This window comes from Gemmobacter aquaticus (assembly GCF_007859075.1).
Lineage (GTDB): Bacteria > Pseudomonadota > Alphaproteobacteria > Rhodobacterales > Rhodobacteraceae > Gemmobacter > Gemmobacter aquaticus.
Genome location: NZ_VOAK01000027.1, coordinates 113,598 through 138,818 on the forward strand (window position 1 = coordinate 113,598; position 25,221 = coordinate 138,818).

The window sequence follows — 25,221 nt, forward strand, 5'->3', positions numbered from 1 at the left end:
CTCCCTGATCCGGGTTTCAGCCCTGCAGCGCCGCCCACATCTCCAGATCGCGGGCGGCGGTCCAGATGCGGGGATGGTGGATGCCGCGCGCCTCGTCATAGGCACGCGCGACGTTGAACGGCAGGCAATGCTCATAGATCGCGTAATTCATGAATTTCGGGTCACATTCGGCGCGCGCGGCATCCCATGCCTCACGCAATGACCCACCACGCGCGACAATCCGGGCGACGGGGCGATATGTCGACTCGACGAAATCGCGGGTGCGATCCAGCGCCGCGTTAACCGCCTGCCGGCCCACAACCGCATCCCCCCGCCCCGGCGCGATGGCCGCAAGGTCATAGGCGCGGATGGCCTCAAGCGTAGTGCCCCAATCGGCGAAATGGCCATCGCCGCAATAGCAGGCCGAATGCGCCTCGACGATATCTCCGGTGAACATGACGTTCTGGTCGGGCACATGGATCACCGCGTCGCCCGCCGTATGGGCGCGACCCAGTTGCAGGATATCCACCCGCCGCTTGCCCAGCCAGACCGTCATCTTGCCGTTGAAGGTAGTGGTGGGCCAGGTCAAGCCGGGGATCGATTCATGCCCCTGAAAGAGCCGTGGAAACCGCTGAAACTCACTGTCCCAATCCTCTTGCCCGCGCTCGACGACCATGTTGCGCGCGGCTTCCGACATGATGACCTGACCCGCGCCAAAGGCCGATGCGCCAAGCACGCGGACGGCGTGGTAATGGGTCAGCACGACATGGCTGATCGGCTTGTCCGTCACCTGACGGATGCAGTCGATCACCTTTTGCGCCAGACGCGGTGTGGCCTGCGCCTCGACCACCATGACCGAGTCATCCCCGATGATGACGCCAGAGTTGGGATCGCCCTCGGCGGTAAAGGCATAGAGCCCGTCGCCGATCTGGGTGAAGCTGATGGTTTTTTCCGCAAGATCGCCCTGCGAGGCGAAAGCCTTGGCCATGTTGCTGTTCCTTAGCGTGCGTAGGGATCGGCCAGTGCGGGGATCACTTTCCCCGCGCAGTCGCCGAAACCGATGGTGAATCCGTCGCCGCGCGCTGCGCCGCGCAGCACGAGCGTGTCATTGTCTTCGATGAAGCTGCGGGTGCCGCCTGCAATCGCGATGGGCTCTTTCCCGCCCCAGGACATCTCCAGCAGACTGCCGCGACTGTCCTTCGTGGGGCCGGAAATCGTGCCAGATCCCAGCAGATCGCCCGTGTTCATCGCACACCCACTTGTGGTGTGATGCGCCAGTTGCTGAGCTGCGGAATAGTACATCTCTGCATAGTTGGTGCGCGCGATTACCGTCTCGGTCCCGCCCTCAGGGGTCAGGCCCACCTCGAGCGCGATGTCATAGAGCATGGGGCCAGGCTCCTGCAGATGCGGCAGCAGCGGCACTTCGCGAGGCGGCGTCGAGGTGCGGAAGGGCTCCAGCGCCGCACGGGTCACGATCCACGGGCTGATGGTCGTGGCCGTCGCCTTGGCCTGGAAGGGGCCGAGCGGCTGATACTCCCATGCCTGAATGTCGCGCGCCGACCAGTCGTTCAACAGCACATAGCCAAAGATCATCGCATCCGCTTCGGCCACCGTCACCGGCTGGCCAGACTCGGACGGCAGGCCCACGACGGCCCCCATCTCAAGCTCGATGTCAAATCGGCGGGAGGGCTGAAAGCTGGGCGCCGCCTGATCGGGTGCTTTTACCTGACCCCATGGCCGTCGCACCTCGGTGCCCGATACAACAACCGACGACGCCCGCCCGTTATAGCCGATGGGAATATGCAGCCAGTTTGGCGGAAGCGCGTTTTCAGGCCCGCGGAACATGGTTCCCACGTTGAAGGCGTGATGACGGCCCGCGTAGAAATCTGTGTACTCGCTGACGAGAAACGGCATGTGCAGCGTCACCTCGGCCAGCGGCACGAGGAACGGCTCCACCGCCGCGCGGTGGGGCGATCCTTCGGCCAGAAGTTCGATCAGGCGCGCGCGCAGTGCGGCCCAGACCCCTGGGCCCGCACCCATCACCTCATTCCAGAACGGCACGTCGAGAAGCGGCCCGCCATCAAGGGCGAGGATGCCACCATGCTCAAGCCCCGCCACATCAAGCACATGGGCCCCGATCGCCACACCGCAAACGGGCTCTTCCGCGCCCAGAGAGAACACGCCGCACGGCAGGTTGTTCAGGGGAAACGGGCAGTCCGCAGCATTCGCGCTTTCCACCCAAGACCGCATCAGTCCCATGGACTATCCTTTACTCTGGCTATCGATCTGGCCCAATTACCTCGGGGTGCGGGGGCAAAGCCCCCATGTCTGCCGTCTCACTTCTCGCCGGGGGTTCCGTCGAACTTCTTGTCGAGGCTGTCCCAGCAGTCGATGTAATCATCCTGCAAGGGCGCCGAGGTAGCGGCCCATTCCGTCAGGTGCTGCGGGAAGCGTGTCTCGAACATGAAGGACATGGTCTCGTCCAGCTTCTCGGGCTTCAGCTCACCGTTCGAGGCGCCCTCAAAGGCGTTGCGGTCCGGTCCATGCGGCAACATGCAGTTGTGCAGCGACATGCCACCTGGAACGAACCCCTTGGGCTTGGCGTCATAGATGCCGTAGATGTTGCCCATCAGCTCGGACATGACATTCTTGTGGTACCACGGCGGGCGGAACGAATGTTCAGCCACCAGCCAGCGTTCCCGGAACAGCACGAAGTCGATGTTCGCCGTCCCCTCAAGCCCCGAAGGCGCGGTCAGCACGGTAAAGATCGACGGATCGGGGTGGTCAAAGAGGATTGCCCCGACCGGGCTATAGGTCCGCAGATCGTATTTCCAGGGCGCGTAGTTGCCGTGCCAGGCAACCACGTCGAGCGGGCTATGCCCGATCCGGGTGCGGTGGAACTGGCCGCACCACTTCATCACGACCGAGGACGGCGCATCGCGATCCTCAAAGGCGGCGACCGGGGTCTTGAAGTCGCGCGGGTTGGCCATGCAGTTGGCGCCGATCGGTCCCCGGTTGGGCAGCGTGAAGGGCACGCCATAGTTTTCGCAGACAAACCCCCGTGCCGGGCCTTCCAGCACCTCGACCCGGTAGACCAGGCCGCGCGGCAGGATCGCAATCTCCTTGGGCTCAAGATCGATGATCCCAAGCTCGGTGCAAAATCGCAGCCGGCCCTCTTGCGGAACCACAAGGATCTCGCCATCGGCCGAATAGAAGTATTCGTCCTCCATCGACCGCGTCACAAGGTAAATATGCGAGGCCATGCCGGTCTGGGTGTTCACATCGCCTGCCGTCGTCACCGTGCGCATGCCCGTGATCCAGGTCAGATCCTCTGCCGCGTGCGGGATCGGGTCCCAGCGATATTGGCCAAGGCTGATCACATCGGGCAGGATATGCGGCGCCGATTTCCACAGCGGCACGTCGATCTTTTCAAACCGGGTCGTGTGTTTGACGCTGGGACGGATGCGATAGCACCAGGTGCGTTCGGGATGTGGCTTGGTGAAGGCCGAACCCGATAGCTGTTCGGCATAGAGCCCATAGGCGCATTTCTGCGGGCTGTTCTGCCCCTGCGGCAGCGCGCCCGGCAGCGCCTCGGTTTCAAAGTCATTGCCGAAGCCCGGCATGTAGCCCTGATGCGGACCGGTGGTCGAGACCGCGCGGATCATGCCCGCGGGAAGGGTCTGGCTGGTCATGGTGTCCTCCTGCGTCGGCCTGAAGCCCCGATCGCTTGAGTCGCATTAATAGTTGCATATGCAACCAAGTCAAGATAAACCTGCATCAGGGTCGCAACTTTGCGAAAGGCAGGCCATGAGCGGATCCATCGTGCTGCATGACTATTGGCGCTCATCCTCGGCCTATCGGGTCCGGATCGCGCTGAACCTGCTTGGGCTTGGCTATCGGTCGCGCCCGGTCGATCTGGTCGCAGGTGACCAGCGCGGGGCCGAGAACCTTGCGGCCAATCCCCAAGGCTTGGTGCCGGTGCTGGAGATTGACGGCCAGCGGCTGACGCAATCGCTTGCGATCATCGAATATCTTGATGAAACGCGCGCGGCAGGCTTTCTGCCTGATGAGCCGGCCGAACGGGCGCGTGCGCGTGCGCTGGCCCATGCTATCGCGATGGAAATTCAGCCCGTCTGCAACCTTCGCGTCGCGCGCCACGCCGTCAGCCTTGGCGGAGCGGCCACGATGGATGGCTGGATGGCCCATTTCATCGCCCTGGGCCTTGAGGGCGTCGAAGGACTGCTCTTGCAGCGCCCTGCCCTGCCCTTCTGTCATGGCGCGCGGCCCGGCCTTGCCGATATCTGCCTTGTGCCGCAGGTCTATAATGCGCGCCGATGGGGCGTCGATCTTTCGGCATTCCCGCGTCTGGCGGCCATTGCCGAACGGGCGGAGGCATTGCCTGCCTTTGCCGCGGCCCACCCGGATCGCGTAAAGCCGGACAGGTGACATCAGGGGGCCTCTGTGGCAGGGTCCGACCGGCGGAAAGGACCGACAGACATGGACAAGCCCGGCACCCAGGATTTCGACCTTGAAGGCTTCCTGCCCTACCTGCTCAATCAGGCGGCCGAGGCCACGTCGAAGTCCTTTCACGATACCTACAAGGCCGCCTATGGCATGACGCGCACGCAGTGGCGGGTGCTTGCCAACCTCGGCAAGTTCGGCTCGATGACCGCGCGCGACATCTGCACCATCAGCCATATCGAAAAGACCAAGGTCAGCCGCGCCGTCGCCGCGTTGGAGGCAGAGGGCCTGCTTTCGCGCAGCATCAGCCCGCAGGACCGCAGGGCCGAGATTCTGTGCCTGACCGAGCGCGGCCGCGTGGTCTTTGCCGATCTCGGCCAGCGCGCCATCGACTATGATCGCAGCCTGCGCGCCAAGATCGGGCCAGAAATCGCGGCGCAGCTGGATGATCTGCTGCGCCGGATCATTGCCGAGGGCAACCCCGACGGTGACGAGGATTAGGACGCCTTCAGGACGCCACGCTCGATCTGGTCTTGCTCGATGCTTTCAAAGAGCGCGCGGAAGTTGCCCTCTCCGAACCCGTCATCCCCTTTGCGCTGGATGAACTCGAAGAAGATCGGGCCAATCACCGTTTTGGAGAAGATCTGCAGCAGGATGCGGGTCTCGCCCCCGTCGACGACACCCTCTCCATCGATCAGGATGCCGTGCTTCGCCAGCGCCTCCAGCGGCTCTTCATGGCCAGCCACGCGGGTGCGGGACAGCTCATAATAGGTCATCGGCGGCTTCGGCATGAACTTGAGCCCGCGATCGGCAATCGCGTCTGTGCTGGCATAGATGTTGTCGCACCCCACGGCGATGTGCTGGATGCCCTCACCCTTGTAGCGCTTCAGATATTCGACGATCTGCCCGGTTTCGCCCCGATCCTCGTTGATCGGAATACGAATGCGACCGCAAGGCGAGGTCAGCGCCCGGCTGAAGAGGCCAGTATACTTCCCCTCGATGTCGAAAAAGCGGATCTGACGAAAGTTGAACAGGCGGCTGTAGAAGTCGAACCAGACATCCATATTGCCCTTGAAGACATTATGGGTCAGGTGGTCGAGGTAGTGGAAGCCCACGCCTGCCGGTTTGGGGGCAGCGACAAACTCGAACTCGGCCGCATAGGGGTTGGCGCCCGCGCCGTAGACATCGGTAAAGTAGATGAGCGAGCCGCCGATCCCCACGATCGCCGGCCAGTCGAGCGTCTTGTCGCCGGCCGTATAGGGTGTCGCACCATTCTTGACCGCGTGATCGAAGGCATGCTGTGCATCGACCACCCGCCATGCCATGGCAGGCGCGCAGGGCCCATGCTCTTCGACAAAGCGGCGGGCATGGCTGCCGGGCTCATCGGTCAGCACATAGGTGATATCGCCCTGCTGCCACAGCTCAACCGCCTTGGTGCGGTGACGGGCGACACGTTCAAAGCCCATTCGGGTGAACAGCGCCCGCGCCTCTTCGGGGTTCGGATGGGCAAACTCCACGAACTCGAAACCATCGGTTCCGGCGGGGTTCGCCGGGCTGATCGTGGCGCGCGGGGCGTCATGCGGAAAGGGTCCCATCCTGTCTCTCCCAAAAGGAATGCGGCGAATTCAACTTTCCCATGGGTGGGCTGCCGAAAGGGCGCAAAATTTCTCCTATCTTTGCTGCGCCATGCGCGTAGACTACGCTAAATCGCCATTTAATGCGGGATTTTCGCATGATCGATTCGACGGATGCCCGTCTGCTGGCGGAAGTTCAGCGCAAGGCGAACATCACCGCGCAAGAGCTGGGCGAGGCGCTGAACCTCTCGGCCAGTCAGGCCGCGCGCCGCCGCGCGCGACTGGAGGATGACGGGGTGATCGCAGGCTACCGTGCCCGGCTGGACCCGGCAAAGCTGGGCCTGACCGTGCAGGCCTTTGTTCAGGTCCAGATGGCCGCCCACAATGCCGACAACGCGGCGGGCTTTGTTCGCCTGATCGCCACCCTGCCCGAAGTCGTGGGCTGCTGGACCCTGACCGGAGAGGCCGATTACCTGCTGCGGGTCTGGGTTGCCGATCTGCCCGCGCTGAATGCGCTGATCCATCATCGCCTGTTGCCGCACCCTGCAGTCGCGCGGGTGCAAAGCCAGATCGTCATGGATCAGCCAAAGGCGGATGCAGGGCTTCCGGTTTGATGCGCACTGCAGCGCGAGCCAGTCTGCCAACATAACGCCGCCCTGCTGTTCGGCCCATGACGCGAGATCACCCGGGTGCATGCTTCGGTCCGTGGTCGGCTCCTGGGCCGCCACAAGTCCGGACCACGGCATCACCTGAACCGCGTCCCTGGGGCGACCTCATGGGCCTGCAATCCGGTCGACGACAGGTCGGAACTCCAAGCTACAGGCCGCATCGGGCGTCTGAATGTCGGCTCGAAAGTCGACATCATCAACCCACATTCGATACAGGATCACTGCGAGGCATCTGCCTGAATCCTTACAGGTTCATGACCCTTGCTGATGCGGCAGAGAAGCTGGAGGCTTGGCGCAGATACCACAATGAGGAACGGCCACACGGCGCGATTGGCCAATAGTTCCCGATCATGCTGACGAAATCGGGGGGCGTCACCAGCCCGTCACCCTGAGCGAGACCTCAAATGTCTGCCTCCGGGCGGTCCAAGGTCGGGGATCGGATCACGTCCTTGCAGGCCAGCTCGACTGTCGGACGATAGATCGGCGTCAGCACCTGAAAGGATTTTCACCCTTCGACATACTTTGCATCTTCAGCCTACGCCGGGTCAGGTTCGGCGCTCCCAGACCAGGCCAATCCTACGTACTGCCTGGCCCGCAGACCTCATTTTGAAGCGAAGGTCTTTGAATTCGTTCGGCGTCTGTCGATGGGCCGTGCTACAGGAAGCAATCCGTCCGGATCGGCCCGGATCAACCAGCTTGCGGGCGTGCCGAAACCATGCGTGGTCACGCCCTCGTGGAGGTTCAGCTATGCGGGCAGCCACGGAATAGAAATTTTGCTGTCGAGGATATCATGCCCCGTCGGATCGACCACCTCGTGCTAGCAGTAAATGATCTGGATGCCGCCGCGTCCTTTTATGAGGCGCTCGGGTTCATTGTTGGCGCCCGCAACCGCCATCCTTGGGGGACAGAGAACCGGATTGTACAATTCACCTCATCCTTTCTGGAACTGATCACGATTGGCGAAGGCGCGCAGATACCGCCCCACGAACCGGGCCAATTCAGCTTTGGCGCCTTTGTTCGAGACTATCTGGAAAAGGGCGAAGGCTTGGCTATGCTGGTGCTGGATTCAAATGACGCGCGTGCCGACGCCGTTCACTTTTCGACATCAGGCCTTGGCGCGTATGCGCCCTTCTACTTTGAACGAAAGGGGCAAAGGCCTGATGGCCGCGAAACCCATGTTGCGTTCACACTCGCTTTCGCCACGGACGTCAACCTGCCCAACGCTGGCTTCTTTGTCTGCCAGCAGCACTTCCCGAATGCATTCTGGAACCCCGAACTGCAAGCCCATCCGAATGGTGCATCCAATATTGTGGGGGTCGATATCGGAGCCACTGCACCGCTGCGGCACGTCGGCTTTCTGTCGGAGTTCGCCGGATCTCCCATCGATGACACGCTGAGGGTAAGCCTTGAGTGCGAGGGCACGATCACCCTGTGCAAATCACAGACCGAAGGGCTTATCGGCTTTACCATAGCGGTGCCCGACCTGACCAGAATCCGTGCCAGCCTGAAGGCGGCAGGGCTGGCCTGCACGGAATCTGCTCGCGAACTGACACTGAAAGCACACGCCGGTCGCGGCATGGCCATCCGGTTCGCTCTCTGCTGACAGGCTACGCAGGGGCAGGCGATCTGAGGCCGCCGGGTGCAGGCTCCAGGACCTTCGCCGCGTCACGATCGGCAAGCGCTCAGAACGGGCCGTGGAACTGAATGGAAGACGGCGGCAACCGCAGCGATGCTTGCCAGCGACCATCCCGCACTCCAGCTCAAAGCGGCGAGGCCGTGGTACATCGTTAACAGACGCAGAACCGTGGCCAACTGTACCAGTGCGAAGGCCATCCCAATCAAAGCCCCCAGTTGCAACGCGCCAGGCACGCGACGCATCCAGGCCCTTGCCATGACTGCAAGGACCATGCTTCCCATCAGCCCCATGGTCAGGGCATGGCTTGCAGTGGGCAGGCCAAGACCGACTGCGGGACTGAGCGACATGCTGACAAGGGCCAGACCAAGCGGAAGCCAGCACCAGGCGATCACCAATACGGCGAGATCGGCCTGCCTTTCGCGAAGACCTCTGGCGAGAGGCCAGGCGATCACCCGCGCGATCTGGCCCAGGGCGGCTAGCAGAAGAAGCAATCCTGTCCATCGCGCCCCAAGATCCGCCAGATGCACCATTAAGGCCAATCCCAAGGGAAGGCTTGCCGCAGTTGCCAGCGGCAGCAAGGACACACGGATCGGCGTCTTGTCACCCGCCCTCGCATGCAGGAAGGCAGGGATGATACGGCCTCCGACCAGTGCCACCAGAAGTGCGATGCCCAGAACGGCAGTCAAGCCATCGGCATCCAGCCGCATGCGGACGGCAAAAAGCACCATAATCAGCGGAGCCAACGCCATCGGAAGCCGCTTCCAGACCCGCGCAGTGATAACGGGCAGGGCCAAAGCGACGGCCAGTCCGATGGGGTAAAGGCACTGCCCGACAAGGGCTGGCGCGTCCGGCATGCAGGGCCCACCGAGGAGCCTTCCCAGACCCCACGCCAGCACCAGCCCCTGCGTGGCCGTTGGTCCGTGCCCGATGCACGCGCGGTCGCGCCCAGCCTGCATCAGCCAATGGGGGAGCGCCGTCAACAGGTAGCCGCCCACCGCCGCCCCTGCAACGCCCAGCACAAGTTCTTGCCGATGCCACACAACGGGATCGCAGACAAACCCCGGCACGAGCCAGACCAGCGGCACCAAAGCGGCCCATAGTGATGCCAGCAGGAACAGCGAAAGATGAGGTGCGCGCCAGAGGCCCCGGACAGCCATGGTGACGGGTCAAACAGCTTCGAAGCGCGGGGTGAGGACCGTGTTTTCCAAGTGAATGTGGGCGATCAGATCCTCGGTGAACTTGGCGAGACCCGTATAGAGCGCAGACCAGGACCGACAGGCACCGTCTGGTAAAGTCAGGCCGCGCGTTGTGTGCTCAATGCCGCGAAGAAGAACCGAGACTTCATCATGTTCTTGCCGCATCGCACTTATCAGCTGCACCATCGTTGGATGCCCGCCCTGCCTCATCATCGGAAAGAGAGCCTGCTCTTGCCTGATCATGTGACTTTCCAGCACGTCGCGCAGCGCGAGAAGTCTCTCGGTCAGTCCGTTGGGCGCCTCGTCGTGGTCGCCATGGACGAATTCAACCTTCTGCGCCAGCGGGATCAGCCAGTCGAGTTCGGAGCGGTGGGTGTCGTGGTAGCGCGTCACCAAGTGGGCAATCAGCGGCAGTGTCTCTTGCGGCGCGTCGTGGCCCGCAGATATGGCCAAGGCACGAAGTTCATCCAGCAAAGTCTCCGCCGCAAGTCCATGCTTTGCGCTCGCGTCGGTGACAGACAACTTCCCACCGCAGCAGAAGCTGATCCCATGCCGGCGGAACACTTCGGCGGCACCGGGCAAGTCGGATGCAATGTCGCCAACAAGCGCGGAAGGGGACAGGTCGGTCATGGGGCAAATCCTTCAGTTGGAACCCATGCGCGCGCTTGAGGCGGCGCAATTTGCAGAAGATCGACCGCGCGCGCGGCGATCTGGGCCGTGATCTGCGCGACTGTATCGGGACGCAGATAGAACGCGGGGACCGGGGGCATGACGATGCCCCCCATTTCGGTCACGGCAGCCATGTTGCGCAGATGCGCCAGCGTCAGCGGCGCCTCGCGCGCAAGCAGGACCAGCGGACGACGCTCTTTCAACTGCACGCTTGCCGAGCGTGTCAGCAGGTTGTCATCCAACCCATGCGCGATGGCCGCAAGACTGCGCATGGAGCAGGGAGCTATGATCATGCCATGGACGGGAAACGAGCCTGAGGCGATGGCTGCACCAAGGTCGATCACCGAATGCAGTCGGCAAGACAGCGTAACCAGTTCGTGGCGTGCCGCGGGCCCGATCTCAAGCGCCAGAGTGCGCTCGGCCATGGCAGAGAGAACCAGTTCCACGGTTGCGCCAGCCGTTTTCAGCGCGCGGGCACAATCCAGCGCCAGCGCCGCGCCTGAGGCACCGGATACGCCAAGGATGATACGAGTCATGCCAGCACCCGCTGCAGCAAGCATTCGGCCCGAGCCTCATGTTCAGGGTCAATCTGCATGACACGGCCCCATTCGCGGTTCGTCTCAGCACCGATCTTGGTGGTCGCGTCGATTCCAAGCTTGCCCGCCAATCCCTCGCGCGGGGAGGCGAAGTCGAGGTAATCCATCGGCGTTCGGTCGAGCACCATGACGTCCCGCACAGGGTCCATACGCGTCGCCATGGCCCAGACCACATCGTCCCAGGAGCGAGGGTTGATATCGCGGTCCACCACGATGATGGTCTTGGTGTAGCTGAACTGCGTCAACATGCCCCAAAGCGCCATCATCACTCGCCGCGCCTGCCCTGGATAGCGCTTGTCGATCTGCACCACCGCCATCCGGTAGGAGCAGGCGGCAGCGGGAAGCCAAAGATCGATGACTTCAGGGACCTGTGCGCGGATCACCGGCAAGGCAAGGGAGTTGAACACCTCTCCGATGACCGATGGCTCGTCAGGTGGGCGGCCGGTGACGGTGGACAGATACAGGGGATCCTGACGATGGGTGATGGTCGAAACACGCATCACTGGGAACGGCTCGACCGAATTGTAATAGCCAGTGTGGTCGCCAAACGGGCCTTCCGACGCTGTCTCCCCGGGGTGGACCCAGCCCTCCAGAATGACCTCGGCATGGGCAGGCACCAGCAGCGGCACAGTCTTTGCCGCCACAAGCTCTGCCCGTGCGCCGCGCAGAACGCCCGAGAACGCGAGCTCCGAGACGGTCTCTGGCAGGGGCAGTGCTGCTGAAAGGAGAGTCGCCGGGTCGCAACCAAGCGCGATGGCAACTGGCATCGGCTCGTTCGCGTGCAACCAGCTGCAGTAATGTGCCGCCCCGCCTCGATGCGCGAGCCAGCGCAGGATCAGTCGGTCGGGGCCAAGCACCTGCGCCCGATAAACACCGAGGTTGTAACGCGACAGCTGGCCCCTGTCTGACGCGTGCGGTCGGGTGACAACGACGGGCCAGGTGATGAGCGGCCCGGCATCACCGGACCATGGCGTTTGTGCCGGGATCAGGGATAAATCTGGCGGCGCAGCCACCTCTTGCACCGGACCACGTCGAAGAAGCTTGGGGCGACTTTGCAGCGCAGCGCGCAACACCGGCCAGCGCGACAGGGCATCGCGCATCCCCTCTACCGGGGAAGGACTGCGCAGGGCGGCAAGAAACTCTCCGAAGGTGGGCACCTGATCCAGCGTCAGCCCCATCCCCGCCGCCACTCGTTCGGACGTGCCGAACAGGTTTGTGATGACCGGCATCTGGGCCCGCCGCTCGCCTTGGCGTGCATCGTCAAAGCGAAGTATCGGCCCGCCCAACCGCAGAGCTGCGAGTTGCACCGCAGTCATCTCGTGTCGCAGTTGCACGGGTTCGGCTATATGTGCCAGTTCACCCTGCCCTTCCGCATAGGCCAGAAAGGCGCGAAGGTCGGGAAAGACTGGCAGGCTACGCATTGGTCGGGACTTCCTTTTCCGACCGGATAACCTCACCCGACGGGCCGCGACTTGACTATCGTCAATCCTGCCGCCGAGGCTTTTGCCTAAGTGGGGGAGGTCAGCTGTTCAGGGACAAACCGATGCCTGCTTTGTTGCCGCGCCTGCCGCGAGCGTTCCAGCTCGTCGCGATGCCGCTTCCTGTGGTGCCGCTAAGCCTGTTACTGGGCGCCGTCACCCGCCGCATGGCCCGTACGCATCCGGTGATGCTGCGCCGCTTGGGCGCCTACGCCGGGAAGCGGTTTCTGATTGACCCTACAGACCTGCCCTTTGTTCTGCTTTTGCAGCCCCTCGCCTCGCAGATGACTGCGCACCGCCGGTCGAGCCCGCCCGAACACGATGCCCGCATAGCCGGGCCGCTCTCTGCGTTCCTCGCGATGATGCATGGGGCCGAGGATGGAGACGCGCTCTTTTTCTCGCGTGACCTGACAGTTGAAGGGGACACCGCCGCCCTCCTTGCGCTGCGCAACGCGATCGACGACGCCGAACTGGACCTGACCGAAGAGTTTGCCGCTCTCTCGGGTCCGCTAGCCGCCCCGCTGCGCCTTGCGCTTGCGCGGGCAGAACGCGCCACCGGGCTTGCGCTGCACCGGATTGATATCGGGGTCTTGGGATGATGGAACTGGTCTGCCCCGCGGGTACCCCCGCAGCATTGCGGGCCGCAGTCGATGCGGGTGCGCATTCGGTCTATTGCGGATTTGCCGATGAAACCAATGCCCGGAACTTTCCCGGATTGAATTTCTCCCCCGACGATATGGCACAGGCGGTGGCCTACGCGCATGCGAGGGGCGCCAAGGTCCTTGTCGCCATCAACACCTTTCCGCGTGCCGGGGCCGAGCCCATCTGGCACCGTGCTTTGTCATGCGCGGAACAGTCGGGGGTGGATGCCGTGATTCTGGCTGACATCGGGCTTCTGGCCCATGCGGCCGCGCGTCATCCAAAGCTCCGCCGCCACCTGTCGGTGCAAGCGGCGGCGGCAAATCCTGATGCGATCAACCTTTATGCTGAAGCCTTCGGGGTCCGCCGTGTTGTCCTGCCCCGCGTGCTGACGGTCGAGGAGATATCCGCAATCAATCGCGAGGTGGAGGTCGAGACAGAGGTCTTCGTCTTCGGCGGCCTCTGCGTCATGGCTGAGGGGCGCTGTTCGCTTTCGTCCTACGCCACAGGCCAGTCACCCAACATGAATGGTGTCTGCTCACCGGCCGAGCATGTCGCCTACTCCGAGGAAGGCCATGAACTGGCCGCAAGACTGGGCGGCTTTACCATCCACCGCACGCCGAAGGGCGCGCCAGCGCCCTACCCTACGCTCTGCAAGGGCTGTTTCACTTCCGGGCCTCAGACCGGGCATATCTTCGAAGACCCGGTTTCTCTGGACGCGACCCGCCTTATTCCCCGGCTTGCCAAGGCAGGTGTGTCAGCATTGAAGATCGAGGGCAGACAACGCAGCCGCTCCTATGTCGCCCAGGTCGTCCGCGCCTTTCGCGCAGCAGTCGAAGCGCAGGCGGCTGGCGATCCTATGCCGGAAGGCGCGCTCGCGCGGCTGACCGAAGGGCAGGCCGCCACGACTGGTGCCTATGCCAAGAGATGGAGATGAGGATGGACCTGACCGTTGGGCCGAATTTCTTCTTCTGGCCGTCTGATACCGTCCGGGAATTCTACGGCAGGCTGTCACGCACGACTGTCGCACGCGTTGTACTGGGAGAGCTTGTTTGCTCAAAGCGCCTGCCGTTCTGGCAGGAGGAGATCCCTACCGCCGTTGAAGCCCTGATCGCCGCCGGGAAAGAGGTGGCGGTCACTTCACTCGCGCTGATTACCCTGAAGCGCGAACGCAATCTGACAGCTGACCTCATTGACATCGGCCTTCCGGTCGAGGTCAACGATCTTTCCGCCCTGGCGCATGTTCCGCTTGGCACACCGTTCTGGGTTGGCCCGCTGGTGAATGTCTACAACGAAGGCACCCTCAACTGGCTTATCCGTCGTGGCGCAACACGGATCTGTCTGCCGCCAGAACTGCCACTGGCCTCCGTTGCCGTACTTGCGAAAATGGGGCGTGATGAGGGGGTTGCGGTCGAAGTCTGGGGCCATGGGCGCCTGCCGCTGGCAATCTCGGGCCGCTGCTATCACGCCCGGCTTCACGACCGGGCCAAGGACTCTTGCCAGTTCGTCTGCGGTGACGATCCCGACGGCAGAGAGGTGGAGACATTGGACGGCCAGCCCTTTCTGGCGGTAAACGGGGTGCAGACGCTCAGTCAGTCCACCGCAAGCGTGGCGCATCAGGTTCAGGTACTGCGCGAGGTCGGGGTCGCCGCCCTGCGTCTGTCGCCGCAGTCAAAGGGGTTCACCACCATCTGCGATGTTTGGAGCCAGCACCTCGCAGGAAGGCTGACTGCACCCGAACTTGTCGCGAAGCTGCGACCAACCGCCCCCGCAGGCAGGCTCTCCGACGGCTTTCTCGCTGGCACTGTCGGTGCTGCATGGTCTGGTGGCCGCGCCTGACGGCCCACAGGAAAGGGCTGACAGAAATCCGCACGCCCTGGCAAAGCCAAAGGTAAGGGGCGGCGATCACGCCTGTGACTCCGATGCAATCATTGAGTGCAGCAGCCCCGCGTCAGTGAGTTGCTCCATGTCCGGCAGGTCGCGCAAGCTCTCGATCCCGAAGGCCACCAGAAACGTCTCGGTGGTAACAAAGGTATAGGGCGCGCCGCGGCGGGGCTCGCGGGGGCCGGTTGCGATCAGGTTCTGCCCGGCCAGACGTCCGATCAGGTCGCGGCTGACCTCTGTCCCGAAGATCTCCTTCAACCCGTCCCGGCTGATCGGCTGGTGGAAGGCAATCGCCGCGAGTACGGCCATGTCGAACTCGGACAGGTTCAGGGCCTGCCCGCCCGGATCTGCGGCCGCGCGGATGGCCGGGGCATAGGCAGGGCGTGTCCGCAACATCCAGCTGCCCGCCACTCGGGCAATCTCGAAGGAGCGACCTTCGAGATCGATCCTCAGATCCTCGATCAGAAGGTCGACCGAAACCCCTTGCCCCACCACCTTTGCCAGATCGTCCCGCGCGACCGGCGTGGCGGAGGCAAAGAGCACCGCCTCGATCCGGCGCATCCATTCGCGCCAGCGCAGATCGGAGGGCAGATCGGCCAGGTCGCGGTCAAGCCCGGGGTCCTCGCGCGCGCCCATCGTCAGAGCCCGTAGAGGCGGAAGCTGTCCCGCCCGGTCAACTCGCGCAAGGCGCCCAGCTCCACCAGCCGGTCGCAGAGCCGCCGGGCTGCGCGGTCCGACAAGGTGCTGTGCACGTCGTTCGCCAAAGCAACCGGCGTCAGCGCGTCCTCGGTGAGGAAGAGCTCCACCGCCCGCGCCGCGCCCTTGGCGCGCAGCTTCGGTGTCACCGCCCGCAGCCGAGCGGCCCGGCGGGCCAGATCGGCGGCCAGCGGCACGGCGAACCGGACCCCGGTCGCCACGGCTCGGTGACAGGCCAGCCGGAGGTCTTCGCCTGTGCGCGCCACATCCCGCGGCTTCAGCGCCAGGGACAGCAGCGGCAGGACATGATCCAGGCCGATCGAGGCCGACAGGACCGCATCTGCAAGGATGAAGGCCGCGGTCTCGGCGCGTGAGGTGTCGGCCAGAGCGGCCTCGATCACCTGCGCCGCCCGGTCAACCGGCGTTGACCCGCTGGCATCAAGGCTGAGGGCGATGCGCGAGGACGCGGCGCCCTCCAACATGCGGCCAAGATGTGTGACCGAGATCGGCCGCGCCACGACCCGCGACCATTGTCGAAAGATCCGGCCTGCCGGTCCGGGATCATCACCCGCCCTTGTCAGATACGCCGCATCGCGCAACGCCCCCTGCCCTTCCCGACGCCCCGCAATCGCTGCGCAGGTTTCGGCTGCGGCCAGCGCCAGCCGCTGGCGCCACAGCGCCACGGGCAGATCGGCGGATGCGGCGACCAGCATCAGATGCGCCAGGGCGGCCCCGGACCGGAACGCTGCGCCCTCAAGGGTTTCGTCGGAGGCAGACCCGATCCAGCCCGGCAGCGGGGGGAGCGCCGGCAAAGTGTCGCGGGACTGGGGACAGGATCGGGTCATGTCGGGAGCATAATTCGTTGCGGCGCTTTTGGCGAGATTAAAGCATCGTTAGCGCCGCTTCTTGCAGTGCGCAGTTGTGTCCAATAATGTTGCATTATCGGACCTGAGAAGATAGGCTTATCCGCATGGCCGAACTGCACCGGAAATCTCCCTCAGACGCGCAAGAGTTGTCCGGTCCCAACGAACGGGACGCGCTTCAGGACTGCGTGCTATCCCTGCCTTCCCATATCGCGGGCTCCGGCACGCTCGACCGTTTGGTGGAAACCGCGCGGGACTATGCCAGGGCCGCTGCCTCTGAGAACACGCTGAAGGCCTATGCCAAGGACTGGGTCCAGTTCGCGCGCTGGTGCCGGATGCGCGGCGCCGATCCCCTGCCCGCTTCGCCAGAGCTCATCGGCCTCTACATTGCCGATCTGGCTGCACCGGCAGGAAGGGCCCCTGCCCTCTCCGTCCCCTCGATCGAGCGGCGGTTGAGTGGTCTGTCTTGGGGCTATGCGCAGCGCGGGGAAAGGCTGGACCGCAAGGACCGCCATATTGCCACCGTGCTGGCCGGTATCCGGCGCAAACATGCGCGGCCGCCGGTCCAGAAGGCGGCGATCTTGCCGGAAGATCTGCGCGCCCTGCTGGCCACCCTGCCCCACGACCTGCGCGGCCTGCGCGACCGGGCGCTGTTGCTGATCGGTTTTGCCGGCGGCCTGCGCCGGTCCGAGATTGTCAGCCTCGATCACGGCAAGGATGACACGCCGGAGTCGGGTGGCTGGGTCGAGGTGCTGGATGGCGGTCTGCTGATCACCCTGCGTGGCAAGACCGGCTGGCGCGAGGTGGAGATCGGACGCGGGTCGAGCGATCAGACTTGCCCGGTGCAGGCCCTCACCCAATGGCTGCATTTCGGACGCATCGACTTCGGCCCGATTTTCGTTGCGGTCTCGCGGGATGGCCTTCGCGCCACCCCCGACCGCCTGAGTGACAAGCACGTCGCCCGGCTGATCAAACAGTGCGTCCGCGATGCGGGCCTGCGCCCCGACCTGCCCGAAAAAGAGCGGATGCAGCTTTACTCTGGCCACTCCCTGCGCGCCGGCCTTGCCAGCAGCGCTGACGTGGATGAGCGCTACGTCCAGAAGCAGCTCGGCCATGCCAGCGCCGAGATGACCCGCCGCTACCAGCGCCGCCGGGACAGATTCCGGGTGAACCTCACCAAGGCGGCAGGGCTGTAAGCGGTCGGGCCCGCGAGAAGTGCCCTTCCTCATCCCAGCTTAGGCCGGCTTTGCGGCTGCAGTTCACCTACCCGTCGTCCCTCACCAGATCGATCTGGTCGCCGTCCTTCAGTCCGAGCTCGCGCACGAGCTCTGCGGGCAGGCGGACGGCGAGCGATTTGCCCCATTTCGCGACCTGCATCTTGGACGCACGGTTCGGATGGACATGTGTCTATGGATATCACCCCGATGTTCAGCCAAGCCCGACCGCGAGATCTGGTCCTTGTTGTGCGCGTCGCCAGTCTGGCCACTAAATCTGGAAAGGACTTGCGCGAATCTTAGTCCTTCGGCAATAGTCACGGAAAAAGACGACCAAACGACGACTTCCGTGAACACGCCACGGACGCGAGAGAGCAGATGAGCAGAGCCGACACACAAGAAGACCTGAACGCTGTTATCCGTCAGCATTCCGAGTTGCTGGCGGCGCAGCTGCATTCTCAACGTGAGAGCCTGTTCCCTCCCGACGCATCAAAGTCTATGCGCAAATTCACTTCGGGAGAAGCGGCAGCTCTTCTGGGTGTCAACGACTCATATCTCAGAAAGCTCCACCTGGACGGCAAAGGGCCCTCTCCGGAAGTTTCTTCTGGGAACCGTCGCCACTACTCGGCTGAGGATATTCATAACCTACGTATTTTGTTGGAGAAAACCGCCAGAAAGCCGGGTGACTATCTTCCTGGTCGTCGTGCTGGCGATCATCTTCAGATCATCGGCGTTATGAACTTCAAGGGCGGTAGTGGAAAAACGACGTCCGCGGCACATCTCGCACAGCGGCTGGCTCTGACAGGTTACCGTGTGCTGGCGATCGATCTCGACCCTCAGGCATCGCTGACAGCCCTGCACGGGGTTCAACCAGAGTTCGACCTGCTGGATGGCGGTACGCTCTACGACGCAATTCGGTACGAAGATCCGGTTCCGATTTCTAACATCATCCGCAGGACTTACATCCCCAACCTTGATCTGATCCCCGGCAACCTTGAACTCATGGAGTTCGAGCATGAAACGCCTCGGGCCCTCGCCCAGGGCAATGCCGGCCTGTTCTTCTTTCGGGTAAAGGAGGCACTGGCCCAGGTCGATGATCAATACGATGTCGTTGTGATCGACTGCCCTCCACAACTCGGGTTTCTCACGATGTCCGCCCTATCGGCCGCAACCGGTGTTCTCGTGACGATCCATCCCGAGATGCTCGACGTGATGTCGATGAGCCAGTTCCTTCGGATGACAGCTGACCTGATGGACGTCATCGCCGACAGCGGGGCCGACATGTCGCATGACTGGATGAGATATCTTTTGACCCGCTACGAGCCGACAGATGCACCACAGAACCGCATCGTCGCGTTCTTGCGTACCATGTACGGTGACAAGGTCCTGAACGCGCCGATGCTTAAGTCGACCGCGATATCCGATGCGGGACTGACCAAACAGACCCTCTATGAGGTCGAACGTAGCGCTTTCACCCGTACGACCTATGACCGGGCCGTTGAAAGCTTGAACGCAGTTAACGACGAGATCGCCCAACTCATTCAGAAGACGTGGGGGCGCTGATGACCGACAGCAAAAAGAAGCGCATGTCCATGCTCGACAATCTCGCAGCTGCGGGGGCGCATCCCGCGGCGGGTAGCATGATGTCGAGCAACCGGGCCCTGCGCTCCGCGCGAGATGCGGTAGATGCTCACCATGTGTGGGAAATCGATCCGGCAGAGATCGAAGACGAGCGGTATACAGATCGCCTCGATCCCCAAGATGTGCATGATCTGCGTGCTTCAATCGAGCAGAATGGACAGATTGTTCCGATCCTGGTTCGTCGTCACCCCACCGAGACGAACCGTTATCTCCTTGTCTATGGTCGCAGACGCCTAGAGGCCATCCGCGGCTCCGACAAGGTCAGCAAGGTCCGGGCGCTTATCGCAAAATTGGATGACACGGCGGCGCTTCGCGCCCAAGTGTCCGAAAACACCGGAAGGCGTGACCTCAGTTACATCGAGCGCGCCCTCTTCGCGAGGGAACTGCTCGATAGCGGTTTTGGTTCTCAGGCGCAGATTGCCGAAGTACTGAACGTGACACGTTCGGCGGTATCGATGTCGATTTCGGTCGCCAACGCGGTTGGTGCAGCCTTGGCCCATGCCATCGGACCAGCCCATGGTGTCGGCCGCCCCCGCTGGGAGGCTTTGGCAAAAGAGCTTTCCGATTTCGGTATCGATCAAGATGAACTTTGCCGCATCGCCATTGACGTTCGCACCAAGGCAGGTGCCAGTGAACAGGTCGTGGATGAGCCCCAACTCGATCCATCCGTTTTGGCCTTTGACGCCGTCGCACGGCACCTGAAAAAGAGCGCCAGCCAATCCCGCGGTCAAAAGCCGAAGACTAAGGCAACGGCGCTTTTGATCGATGGCATGCCAGTAGGCACCATCAAGCGATCACGCCAGGCGGTTCGGTTGGACCTGACACATGTGGACGTTGCCTTTGCAGAGTGGCTCGACGTTCGTGCGCAGGAGGTCCTGGAAGAACTTCACGGACGCTGGAAGCGCGAGACGTGAGGAGAGGTAGAGCAACAATAAAAAGGAGGCACGGTACAGGCTAAAGAAAAGGTCCCGCAAAGCTTGCGCTCCACGAGACCCCGACTTTGATCTTAGCACTTTCAAGGTAGTGGTCCAGCGCGCAAACCGCAAGTCATATGTGATTCGCGGTACGACTTTTCTGCGCCTTCGTGAATAACATCATGAACTATACACCGATTTCGCCGTTTATGCGGCCGGTCTCGTATGCCCATTTGCGTGTGATCGAGCGACCGGAGGGGGCTGTTCTCGGCAAGCCAATCAACAAGTGGGAAGTTCTCCGTGAGTTGTCCAAGTCGCAAGCGGCCTTTGGGGTCTCTGAGCGCGATCTGACTGTCCTGCAGGGGCTTCTCAGTTTTTTCCCGGACGATGTGCTTGGCGGTAACTCCGAAATGGTCGTGTTCCCGTCCAACAAGGCGCTCTGTGAGCGACTGAACGGCATGCCCTGCTCGACGATGCGTCGCCATCTAGTCCGTCTCGTCGAGGCTGGCTTGCTTATTCGGCGCGACAGCCCCAACGGCAAACGCTATGTCCGCAAGCATGGCGAAGAGCGCGTGACCTTCGGCTTCGATCTCTCCCCCCTCCACTGCCGAGCTGAGGAGATTGCACGAGCCGCAGAGGCTGTGCGTGAGGCCGAGGACCGTGTGCGCCGCACCAGAGAGGTCGTGAGCCTGATGCGGCGCGACGTCGCTGCTCTGGCGGAGTTCGGCGAGGATATCCGGCCTGGGCTCGGCCTTTGGGACCAGCTTCGCGATACGGCCGTTCTTGCAGCCAGGGCTTTGCGCCGTAAGCTGTCACTCGAGGACCTGACGTCCCTTCGCGCGGATCTTGAGGTGCTTCTCGATCAGGCCCGTAACGTCATTGATGGACCTGAAACAAAAGAAATGAGCACCAATGATGCCCATTTCGAGCGTCACTATCATAATTCAAATAAAGACTCCAAAGATCTTGAACCTGCCTTGGAAAAAGGCTGGGTGGCGGCCGATGCGCTAGAAGCGGATGCGAACGAGCTTGAGGCTGTTCAGGAACTCGACACAAGACCGGTGCCGAAAATCCCGCTCCATCTGGTGATTGCAGGCTGTCCGGCCATCAAGACCTACTACCAAGGCGATATCCGCCACTGGCACCAGCTTTTCGATGCGGCTTGCCATGTACGTCCGGCAATGGGGATCAGTGTCGCAGCTTGGGAAGATGCCCTGCGTTTCATGGGACCAGAACAAGCGTCGATCGTGCTTGTCGCGATGCTGGAACGCTTCGCTGATATCAGATCCCCCGGCGGATACCTCCGCGCGCTAACGTCCAAGGCGGCGGCGGGCGAGTTCTCCTGCGGACCGATGGTCATGGCTCTGATCGCTCGACGGAACGCGGCGTAAGGTTCACAGCTGTGAACTGACCGGGGTGAGCCAATCCCTCGGCCGAGTTCACAGCTGTGAACTCGGCACACTATCCCGTGTTCCTGGGTTAATGACAGGAAAACGCCTGTCGGTTTGAGGGTGGCGATGAATGAGATCGACAGAGTGACTTCCGGCACCTGTATTGGAGAAGATCGGATGGCCAAGGCAGTCCAGAAAGCGACCCTGCCCTTCTCGACCGGCTGGTGGCCGAGAGGCTCCAGACTGAAGCCGAGGCGCTTGCCATTGAGCGCTGGAAGTGAATCGAGGTGGCGACCGACCTGTCCTACGGCTATGGCTTGACACGTCTGGCCAGTGATCCCGCGCCGATGACTGTCAAAGAAAGCACGACCCTCGTGACGCTGCTTGCCGAGTATCGTGCGCAGGAGGAAGATTGCTGCGGCGAGGACGAGCCGCGAGAGAAGTCCGCGATCAAAGACGTCCGCGGCGCGGCGGCCATGGGGCAGGGGCCACGCAACTGCTCGGCCATCTAAAGAAGGGTGAGATGGTGATCGGAGCGAAACGCCTCCTTAATGGCGGTGGCTGGTGCTGCGGTCAGTTCCCGTATTCAACGCCGTATCACACTCTCCAATTTCCCGGACACGATCCTGTCTTCGTCTCAATGAAACCGGCTGCTGCGCACTGCAGGGAACTTCCGTTGAGTGAGCGGCGCAAGACTGAGGATTGGCTTTGGGCGGCGCTGCGAATTGACATGAATTCAGCCAACCGCAGAAGGCACCTCGGGGCAGCCTATTGAGACATCCCGTTCGGCGCATGAGTGCCGGTCAGCGCGGCGGTTCAGTCTCGTCAAATGCTTCGAGAGCGGCGGCCAATTGGTGCGCGAACTTGGCCGAAGCGACCGGCAGCGTACGACCACGCAACTGGCCGAGCAGCAGCGTTCCGACCGGAAGGTCTCGTTTGTCGAGCTCGCGCACGACCAGCCGCGGATCGCCCCCCGGCTGCAGACCAATAGGAATCTGGAAGCAGACGGCCTTTTCGTAAAGCACATAGCGGCGCATCAGCTCAAAACTGTCAGCTTCGACCACCGGGCTCAAGCCGCGCGATCGGCCCCGCGTCGCCAGTTCCAGCAGATGTCGCACTCCATATTCCGCAGAAGGGATGACATGGGGCACACCCAGACAGTCGCGCAGCCGCAGCCCCGGCTTCTGTGCCAGTGGATGATCCGCCGCCATCACCGCACAGACCGGCTGTGGGACAGCCTTCAGGATCTCGAAATCCGCCAGATGGATCGGCTCGAACACTAGGGCGATGTCGCTCGAGAAGGTGCGCAAGTCGTGTTCTGCCGCAGTGCGGTCGCGCAGACGGACACTGAATGTCACGCCGGGGTGCTTGGCCCGGTAGCGAGAAATCTGGTCGGGCAGGAACAAAGGGTTAAGACCCTGGCTGCAACCGATGGTGACATGGCCGCGTCGTTCTCCCGACAGATCCGCCACCTGATTTCGCACGCGGTCCAGATCTGCGCGCTGGCTGCGTACATGCTGCAACAACAACTCCCCCGCCGGGTTGAGTCGCACGCCGCGTGGCAGGCGCTCGAAGATCTGGGTGCCGAATTCCTCTTCCAGCCGCTGAATCTGGCGGTTCAGCGCCGAGGAGGTGATGTTCATATCCTCGGCCGCCTTGCGGATCGACCCCGCACGGGCAACGTCGTGAATTAGAGAATACGCGTGCAAGTACTTCATCTTGAACGACTTTCATGGCAGCGCTGCATAAAACGCAGCATTGTGCTGAAAACATAGCATTAGATTTCAGCGCGAAACAGCCGCAACCTTCTGCAGTGCAGCAACGGCAATGCCGATCGGCTGGAAACAGGGGTCGTGAAAAGGTCTTGGAGGCAATGGATGACACCGGATATGCAGGTCAGACCGTGCGGCGGACGCGCCACATGATCGAAAGCCTTGCCTTCACCCTGCCTGAATTGCGCCGGGCCTACGCTGCCGGGCTGCGTCCCTCCGAGGTGATCGCCGAGTTTGCGCGGCGGTTGGCCGTGGCCGATGACCCTGGCATCTTCCTGCATCTGATCGAAACCGACCGCCTGCTGGCCGAGGCAGAGGCCCTGGGTGCCTATGACAGTGATCGGCCGCTTTGGGGCGTTCCATTCGCGGTCAAGGACAACATTGACGTCGCGGGCTGCCCGACCACTGCAGCCTGTCCCGCCTTTGCCTATGTGGCGGAACGCGACGCTTTCGTTGTGGCGCGCCTGCGGGCAGCAGGGGCGCTGCCGGTGGGCAAGACAAATCTCGACCAGTTCGCGACCGGACTGGTCGGCGTGCGCACTCCCTGGCCGGTGCCGCGCAATGCGCTGGACCCGCAGATCGTGCCGGGTGGATCGTCGTCCGGCTCGGCGGTGGCGGTTGCGCGCGGTCTCGTGGCCTTTTCGCTGGGCACCGATACGGCAGGGTCCGGGCGAGTGCCGGCAGCGCTGAACAATATCGTCGGGCTGAAGCCCAGCCTCGGCGCGCTCTCTACTTCGGGCGTGGTACCTGCCTGCCGAACGCTGGATGCGGTGTCGATCTTCGCGCTGACCGTGGAAGATGCTCATGCAGTGTTCCGCCAAGCTTGCGCCTATGACGCGGCCGATCCCTTTGCGCGTCCAATCGCTGCGCCGCCTGCGGCGCGCCTGCCACCGGAGATGCGTATCGGCATTCCTGACCCAGCGACGATCCGGTTCTTCGGCGACACTGAACAGCAGGCGGCGTTTGATGCGGTCTGCGCACGGCTTGGCGAGATTGCCACTGTGGTCGAGGTGGATTTCACTCCCTTCTTCGCCATTGCCGAGATGCTTTATGCGGGGGCATGGGTGGCCGAGCGGCATACCGTTGTCGGCCCGCTGATGGAAAGCGCACCCGAGGCTGTCTTGCCGGTGATCCGTAGCATCGTCGGAAGGGCCGAAAAGATGACGGCGGCCGACGCCTTTCGCGACCTCTATCAAATGGCGGCGCTTCGGCGCGAGGTTCAGCCGACTCTGGACGGCCTGGACATGCTTTGCGTGCCGTCGATCCCGACCTTTCCGACCTTGCGCGATCTTGAGGCTGATCCGATCAGGCCGAACTCACAGCTTGGCACCTATACCAACTTTGCCAATCTGCTCGGCCTTTGCGGGCTGGCGGTGCCTGCGCCGGCGCGCGGCGATGGCCGACCGGGCGGTGTGACGCTGCTGGCGCAGGCGGGGCGAGACGCCATGCTGGCCGCGCTTGGCGCGCAGATCGAGCAATGGGGTGTACGTAATCTGGGCGCCACCGGCTGGCCCGTGCCTGCCGCGCTGCCGCCTGAAGATGGTGCCGCTCCGGGTGAGATCGAAGTTGCAGTCTGCGGCGCTCATATGTCGGGCCTTCCGCTCAATCCCGAGCTTACTCGGCTTGGCGCACGCTTCCTGCGTCGCGGGCCAACCCTGCCGGAGTACCGGCTGTACAGCCTGCCGGGCGGGCCGCCCCGGCGCCCCGGGCTTGTGCGCAGCGCAACCGGCGGCACGGCGATCGAAGTCGAGGTCTGGGCACTGCCGGCCGCGCATTTCGGCACTTTCATGGAAGGAATACCAGCGCCCCTTAGCATCGGCACCCTGCGTCTGGCCGATGGCACCATGCCGAAGGGTTTTCTATGCGAGGCCGCAGCGATTGGCGCGGCCGAGGATGTCAGTGCCTTTGGCGGCTGGCGCCGCGTACTGGCGGAGACGGCGACATGATCGG

At 62.9% G+C, this 25,221-nt stretch carries 24 protein-coding genes and 2 pseudogenes; 14 read left to right on the forward strand and 12 right to left on the reverse strand.

Annotated elements, in window-relative coordinates:
* Window positions 1–16 precede the first annotated feature (16 nt).
* The 3 genes from FQU74_RS19025 to hmgA all read right to left on the reverse strand — a co-directional run bounded on the left by FQU74_RS19025 (window position 17) and on the right by hmgA (window position 3,671).
* A complete protein-coding gene (locus tag FQU74_RS19025; RefSeq protein ID WP_146288061.1) occupies window positions 17–967 on the reverse strand; it encodes an MBL fold metallo-hydrolase in 951 nt (316 codons plus the stop codon).
* Between the two features lie 11 nt (window positions 968–978).
* Window positions 979–2,238, reverse strand: a complete 1,260-nt coding sequence (gene fahA / locus FQU74_RS19030) for a fumarylacetoacetase (protein ID WP_146288062.1) — start codon at window positions 2,236–2,238, stop codon at window positions 979–981.
* A gap of 77 nt (window positions 2,239–2,315) precedes the next feature.
* Complete coding sequence (gene hmgA / locus FQU74_RS19035) at window positions 2,316–3,671, reverse strand: homogentisate 1,2-dioxygenase (RefSeq protein ID WP_146288063.1); 1,356 nt, start codon at window positions 3,669–3,671, stop codon at window positions 2,316–2,318.
* 115 nt (window positions 3,672–3,786) lie between these two features.
* Here hmgA and maiA point away from each other — a divergent pair, with 115 nt between their 5' ends.
* Together maiA and FQU74_RS19045 are read left to right on the forward strand one after the other, a co-directional pair.
* On the forward strand, window positions 3,787–4,425 hold the full coding sequence (maiA, locus tag FQU74_RS19040) for a maleylacetoacetate isomerase (RefSeq protein ID WP_146288064.1): 639 nt from the start codon (window positions 3,787–3,789) through the stop codon (window positions 4,423–4,425).
* A 51-nt stretch (window positions 4,426–4,476) separates the two neighbouring features.
* Window positions 4,477–4,941, forward strand: coding sequence for a MarR family winged helix-turn-helix transcriptional regulator (locus FQU74_RS19045; RefSeq protein WP_146288065.1), 465 nt, complete (start codon window positions 4,477–4,479; stop codon window positions 4,939–4,941).
* On the opposite strand, the gene hppD is transcribed toward FQU74_RS19045, so the two are convergent.
* On the reverse strand, window positions 4,938–6,035 hold the full coding sequence (hppD, locus tag FQU74_RS19050; protein WP_146288066.1) for a 4-hydroxyphenylpyruvate dioxygenase: 1,098 nt from the start codon (window positions 6,033–6,035) through the stop codon (window positions 4,938–4,940). The genes FQU74_RS19045 and hppD overlap by 4 nt on opposite strands.
* Before the next feature lie 137 nt (window positions 6,036–6,172).
* Here hppD and FQU74_RS19055 point away from each other — a divergent pair, with 137 nt between their 5' ends.
* The 3 genes and pseudogenes from FQU74_RS19055 (at window position 6,173) to FQU74_RS19065 (ending at window position 8,285) form a co-directional block, all read left to right on the forward strand.
* Window positions 6,173–6,628 (forward strand): Lrp/AsnC family transcriptional regulator, encoded by a 456-nt coding sequence (locus FQU74_RS19055; protein ID WP_146288067.1) that lies wholly within the window; start codon window positions 6,173–6,175, stop codon window positions 6,626–6,628.
* Between the two features lie 269 nt (window positions 6,629–6,897).
* Window positions 6,898–7,023, forward strand: a pseudogene (locus FQU74_RS19735) (integrase core domain-containing protein); the annotation flags it as partial.
* A gap of 374 nt (window positions 7,024–7,397) precedes the next feature.
* On the forward strand, window positions 7,398–8,285 hold the full coding sequence (locus FQU74_RS19065) for a VOC family protein (RefSeq protein WP_206665064.1): 888 nt from the start codon (window positions 7,398–7,400) through the stop codon (window positions 8,283–8,285).
* 62 nt (window positions 8,286–8,347) lie between these two features.
* On the opposite strand, the gene FQU74_RS19070 is transcribed toward FQU74_RS19065, so the two are convergent.
* From FQU74_RS19070 to FQU74_RS19085, 4 genes are read right to left on the reverse strand one after another with little or no spacing between them, the layout of a single operon-like run.
* Complete coding sequence (locus tag FQU74_RS19070; RefSeq protein ID WP_146288068.1) at window positions 8,348–9,475, reverse strand: NnrS family protein; 1,128 nt, start codon at window positions 9,473–9,475, stop codon at window positions 8,348–8,350.
* A 9-nt stretch (window positions 9,476–9,484) separates the two neighbouring features.
* Entirely contained in the window at window positions 9,485–10,144 is a 660-nt protein-coding gene (locus FQU74_RS19075) for a DUF542 domain-containing protein (RefSeq protein ID WP_146288069.1), read from the reverse strand.
* A complete protein-coding gene (locus tag FQU74_RS19080; RefSeq protein WP_146288070.1) occupies window positions 10,141–10,719 on the reverse strand; it encodes a UbiX family flavin prenyltransferase in 579 nt (192 codons plus the stop codon). The genes FQU74_RS19075 and FQU74_RS19080 overlap by 4 nt, the downstream gene beginning before the upstream one ends.
* On the reverse strand, window positions 10,716–12,200 hold the full coding sequence (locus FQU74_RS19085; RefSeq protein ID WP_146288071.1) for a UbiD family decarboxylase: 1,485 nt from the start codon (window positions 12,198–12,200) through the stop codon (window positions 10,716–10,718). The genes FQU74_RS19080 and FQU74_RS19085 overlap by 4 nt, the downstream gene beginning before the upstream one ends.
* A gap of 170 nt (window positions 12,201–12,370) precedes the next feature.
* On the opposite strand from FQU74_RS19085, the gene ubiT reads away from it, so the two are divergent.
* From ubiT to ubiV, 3 genes are read left to right on the forward strand one after another with little or no spacing between them, the layout of a single operon-like run.
* A complete protein-coding gene (ubiT, locus tag FQU74_RS19090) occupies window positions 12,371–12,856 on the forward strand; it encodes a ubiquinone anaerobic biosynthesis accessory factor UbiT (protein WP_229704438.1) in 486 nt (161 codons plus the stop codon).
* Entirely contained in the window at window positions 12,856–13,833 is a 978-nt protein-coding gene (gene ubiU / locus FQU74_RS19095) for a ubiquinone anaerobic biosynthesis protein UbiU (RefSeq protein WP_146288094.1), read from the forward strand. The genes ubiT and ubiU overlap by 1 nt, the downstream gene beginning before the upstream one ends.
* Before the next feature lie 2 nt (window positions 13,834–13,835).
* Window positions 13,836–14,735, forward strand: a complete 900-nt coding sequence (ubiV, locus tag FQU74_RS19100; protein WP_146288073.1) for a ubiquinone anaerobic biosynthesis protein UbiV — start codon at window positions 13,836–13,838, stop codon at window positions 14,733–14,735.
* 66 nt (window positions 14,736–14,801) lie between these two features.
* On the opposite strand, the gene scpB is transcribed toward ubiV, so the two are convergent.
* Window positions 14,802–15,416 (reverse strand): SMC-Scp complex subunit ScpB, encoded by a 615-nt coding sequence (gene scpB / locus FQU74_RS19105; protein ID WP_146288074.1) that lies wholly within the window; start codon window positions 15,414–15,416, stop codon window positions 14,802–14,804.
* A gap of 2 nt (window positions 15,417–15,418) precedes the next feature.
* Window positions 15,419–16,321, reverse strand: a complete 903-nt coding sequence (locus FQU74_RS19110; protein WP_146288075.1) for a DUF1403 family protein — start codon at window positions 16,319–16,321, stop codon at window positions 15,419–15,421.
* Between the two features lie 125 nt (window positions 16,322–16,446).
* Between FQU74_RS19110 and FQU74_RS19115 the strand changes: the two genes are divergently transcribed.
* Window positions 16,447–17,535, forward strand: a complete 1,089-nt coding sequence (locus FQU74_RS19115) for a tyrosine-type recombinase/integrase (RefSeq protein ID WP_146288076.1) — start codon at window positions 16,447–16,449, stop codon at window positions 17,533–17,535.
* Between the two features lie 70 nt (window positions 17,536–17,605).
* On the opposite strand, the pseudogene FQU74_RS19120 reads toward FQU74_RS19115, so the two are convergent.
* A pseudogene (locus tag FQU74_RS19120) lies at window positions 17,606–17,716 on the reverse strand (AbrB/MazE/SpoVT family DNA-binding domain-containing protein); the annotation flags it as partial.
* A 215-nt stretch (window positions 17,717–17,931) separates the two neighbouring features.
* Here FQU74_RS19120 and repA point away from each other — a divergent pair.
* The 4 genes from repA to FQU74_RS19670 all read left to right on the forward strand — a co-directional run bounded on the left by repA (window position 17,932) and on the right by FQU74_RS19670 (window position 22,011).
* The gene (repA, locus tag FQU74_RS19125) at window positions 17,932–19,116 is read left to right on the forward strand and encodes a plasmid partitioning protein RepA (RefSeq protein ID WP_146288077.1); all 1,185 of its coding nucleotides are present in this window, start codon (window positions 17,932–17,934) and stop codon (window positions 19,114–19,116) included.
* Complete coding sequence (gene repB / locus FQU74_RS19130) at window positions 19,116–20,108, forward strand: plasmid partitioning protein RepB (RefSeq protein WP_146288078.1); 993 nt, start codon at window positions 19,116–19,118, stop codon at window positions 20,106–20,108. Before repA ends, repB begins: the two co-directional genes overlap by 1 nt.
* 182 nt (window positions 20,109–20,290) lie before the next feature.
* Window positions 20,291–21,499 (forward strand): plasmid replication protein RepC, encoded by a 1,209-nt coding sequence (repC, locus tag FQU74_RS19135; RefSeq protein WP_146288079.1) that lies wholly within the window; start codon window positions 20,291–20,293, stop codon window positions 21,497–21,499.
* Window positions 21,500–21,786: 287 nt separating this feature from the next.
* Window positions 21,787–22,011, forward strand: coding sequence for a hypothetical protein (locus FQU74_RS19670; protein WP_229704437.1), 225 nt, complete (start codon window positions 21,787–21,789; stop codon window positions 22,009–22,011).
* A gap of 291 nt (window positions 22,012–22,302) precedes the next feature.
* Here the strand turns inward: FQU74_RS19670 and FQU74_RS19145 are convergent, their stop codons facing one another.
* The gene (locus FQU74_RS19145) at window positions 22,303–23,217 is read right to left on the reverse strand and encodes a LysR family transcriptional regulator (protein WP_146288080.1); all 915 of its coding nucleotides are present in this window, start codon (window positions 23,215–23,217) and stop codon (window positions 22,303–22,305) included.
* Window positions 23,218–23,372: 155 nt separating this feature from the next.
* On the opposite strand from FQU74_RS19145, the gene atzF reads away from it, so the two are divergent.
* Complete coding sequence (gene atzF, locus FQU74_RS19150; protein WP_229704436.1) at window positions 23,373–25,217, forward strand: allophanate hydrolase; 1,845 nt, start codon at window positions 23,373–23,375, stop codon at window positions 25,215–25,217.
* Window positions 25,218–25,221 lie beyond the last annotated feature (4 nt).

Excerpts from the sequence above, each read along its gene's own strand:
- FQU74_RS19025 (WP_146288061.1), bottom strand. The coding sequence starts at position 967 with ATGGCCAAGGCTTTCGCCTCGCAGGGCGATCTTGCGGAAAAAACCATC.
- fahA (WP_146288062.1), bottom strand. The coding sequence starts at position 2,238 with ATGGGACTGATGCGGTCTTGGGTGGAAAGCGCGAATGCTGCGGACTGC.
- hmgA (WP_146288063.1), bottom strand. The coding sequence starts at position 3,671 with ATGACCAGCCAGACCCTTCCCGCGGGCATGATCCGCGCGGTCTCGACC.
- maiA (WP_146288064.1), top strand. The coding sequence starts at position 3,787 with ATGAGCGGATCCATCGTGCTGCATGACTATTGGCGCTCATCCTCGGCC.
- FQU74_RS19045 (WP_146288065.1), top strand. The coding sequence starts at position 4,477 with ATGGACAAGCCCGGCACCCAGGATTTCGACCTTGAAGGCTTCCTGCCC.
- hppD (WP_146288066.1), bottom strand. The coding sequence starts at position 6,035 with ATGGGACCCTTTCCGCATGACGCCCCGCGCGCCACGATCAGCCCGGCG.
- FQU74_RS19055 (WP_146288067.1), top strand. The coding sequence starts at position 6,173 with ATGATCGATTCGACGGATGCCCGTCTGCTGGCGGAAGTTCAGCGCAAG.
- FQU74_RS19065 (WP_206665064.1), top strand. The coding sequence starts at position 7,398 with ATGCGTGGTCACGCCCTCGTGGAGGTTCAGCTATGCGGGCAGCCACGG.
- FQU74_RS19070 (WP_146288068.1), bottom strand. The coding sequence starts at position 9,475 with ATGGCTGTCCGGGGCCTCTGGCGCGCACCTCATCTTTCGCTGTTCCTG.
- FQU74_RS19075 (WP_146288069.1), bottom strand. The coding sequence starts at position 10,144 with ATGACCGACCTGTCCCCTTCCGCGCTTGTTGGCGACATTGCATCCGAC.
- FQU74_RS19080 (WP_146288070.1), bottom strand. The coding sequence starts at position 10,719 with ATGACTCGTATCATCCTTGGCGTATCCGGTGCCTCAGGCGCGGCGCTG.
- FQU74_RS19085 (WP_146288071.1), bottom strand. The coding sequence starts at position 12,200 with ATGCGTAGCCTGCCAGTCTTTCCCGACCTTCGCGCCTTTCTGGCCTAT.
- ubiT (WP_229704438.1), top strand. The coding sequence starts at position 12,371 with ATGCCGCTTCCTGTGGTGCCGCTAAGCCTGTTACTGGGCGCCGTCACC.
- ubiU (WP_146288094.1), top strand. The coding sequence starts at position 12,856 with ATGGAACTGGTCTGCCCCGCGGGTACCCCCGCAGCATTGCGGGCCGCA.
- ubiV (WP_146288073.1), top strand. The coding sequence starts at position 13,836 with ATGGACCTGACCGTTGGGCCGAATTTCTTCTTCTGGCCGTCTGATACC.
- scpB (WP_146288074.1), bottom strand. The coding sequence starts at position 15,416 with ATGGGCGCGCGCGAGGACCCCGGGCTTGACCGCGACCTGGCCGATCTG.
- FQU74_RS19110 (WP_146288075.1), bottom strand. The coding sequence starts at position 16,321 with ATGACCCGATCCTGTCCCCAGTCCCGCGACACTTTGCCGGCGCTCCCC.
- FQU74_RS19115 (WP_146288076.1), top strand. The coding sequence starts at position 16,447 with ATGGCCGAACTGCACCGGAAATCTCCCTCAGACGCGCAAGAGTTGTCC.
- repA (WP_146288077.1), top strand. The coding sequence starts at position 17,932 with ATGAGCAGAGCCGACACACAAGAAGACCTGAACGCTGTTATCCGTCAG.
- repB (WP_146288078.1), top strand. The coding sequence starts at position 19,116 with ATGACCGACAGCAAAAAGAAGCGCATGTCCATGCTCGACAATCTCGCA.
- repC (WP_146288079.1), top strand. The coding sequence starts at position 20,291 with ATGAACTATACACCGATTTCGCCGTTTATGCGGCCGGTCTCGTATGCC.
- FQU74_RS19145 (WP_146288080.1), bottom strand. The coding sequence starts at position 23,217 with ATGAAGTACTTGCACGCGTATTCTCTAATTCACGACGTTGCCCGTGCG.
- atzF (WP_229704436.1), top strand. The coding sequence starts at position 23,373 with ATGGATGACACCGGATATGCAGGTCAGACCGTGCGGCGGACGCGCCAC.